A 1,322-nucleotide genomic window follows, 5' to 3' on the forward strand; every position below is an offset into this window, starting at 1 on the left:
CGACGCTCCTATGACGCGTCAAGTGGCTGGGGTGGGGTTTCGAGGCGTCGGTAGAGGTCTCGGGCGACGTAGCGTTTGAGGCAGCGTTTGATCTCGCGGTCGGTTTTGCCTTGGGCGCGGCGGCGGTCGGCGTAGGCACGGGTGGGTTCGTCGCGTTGCAGGCGGGTCAGGACGATGGTGTGCAGGGCGCGGTTGAGTTGGCGGTCACCGGAGCGGTTGAGCCGGTAGCGGATGGTCTTGCCGGAGGACGCGGGGATGGGTGCGGCGCCGGCGAGCATGGCGAACGCGGCGTCGTTGCGGCAGCGCCCAGGGTGGGAGCAGGCGGTGAGCACGGTGGCGGCGACGATCGGGCCCACGCCGGTCAATTGCAGCAGGTCCGGTCGCCAGGACCGGACGATCGCGCGGATCGCTTTCTCGTGTTCGGCGGCCTCGGCTTCGAGGAAGCGGACGCGGCGGGCGAGGTCCCGCAACACGGTCAGGCAGGTGAACACCTCCACGTCGGCGTTGGTGGTGGGGCGCAGCCGGGTGGCGGTGGTGAGCATGGCCCGGGTGCTCTGGCCGCGGAAGCGGGCCCGCACCACCTCGGGTGAGGTGATCACCAAGGCGTGCAGCTGCCGCTGGGCGGTGGCGCTGGCCTCGACCGCGGCGCGTCGGGCGGTCAGCCGTGCCTGCAGCGCGGCCCGTTCGGGGCCGGTCTTGGGCTGCGCCAGGCGGGTGCGGGCCAGGGCATCGCGGGCGGCGCGTTCGGCGTCGATCGCGTCGGACTTCGCCCCGCCACGGCGGTTCGGGCGCTGCGGGCGGTCCAGTTCGACGACCAGTTCCCCGGCGTCGGCCAGGTGCCGGGCCAGTCCGGCGCCGTAGCCGCCGGAGCCTTCGAGGGCCCAGGCTCGCAGCCCCGAGTGGTGCTCGGCCAAGGCCACCAACTCGCCGTAGCCGTCCGGGTCGGTGCTCACCGTGGCTCTAGCGAGGACACCACCGGTGCGGGTGTCGAGCACGGCGGCGGTGTGGGTGTCTTTGTGCGTGTCGACGCCGATGACGACCTCGACCAGATCTGCCAGCATGGACATGCGTTCTCTCCTCACCGTGGGGACGCAAAGGATCCGGTCCGGTGTGGAGATGGCAGGACTGTGATGAGACACGCCAGCCGCTAACTGGCGGTCAAGCTCCTGATCAGGCCAAACGTCTCCCGCCGGGCCGGGGCCGACGGCAGCGGACGGACAAGTCGCGCGAAAGGCATAAAGCCAGTCAGGCCAGGGGTCACGTCCACTGCCGCCGACATCAGCCCATCACGTACGGGCCGACCCGGCCAGCCTCACAGTCAG

At 71.1% G+C, this 1,322-nt stretch carries 1 protein-coding gene; it reads right to left on the minus strand.

Annotated features, from left to right (window positions below; genetic code table 11):
* Window positions 1-8: 8 nt before the first annotated feature.
* On the minus strand, window positions 9-1,067 hold the full coding sequence (locus tag V6U82_RS31485) for an IS110 family transposase (RefSeq protein ID WP_334467652.1): 1,059 nt from the start codon (window positions 1,065-1,067) through the stop codon (window positions 9-11).
* Window positions 1,068-1,322 lie beyond the last annotated feature (255 nt).

The sequence above is a fragment of the Micromonospora sp. CPCC 205554 genome, from assembly GCF_036902745.1.
GTDB lineage: Bacteria > Actinomycetota > Actinomycetes > Mycobacteriales > Micromonosporaceae > Micromonospora > Micromonospora tulbaghiae.

Bases quoted from the DNA above. Each gene is read 5' to 3' on its own strand.
- V6U82_RS31485 (WP_334467652.1), bottom strand. From the start codon at position 1,067: ATGTCCATGCTGGCAGATCTGGTCGAGGTCGTCATCGGCGTCGACACG.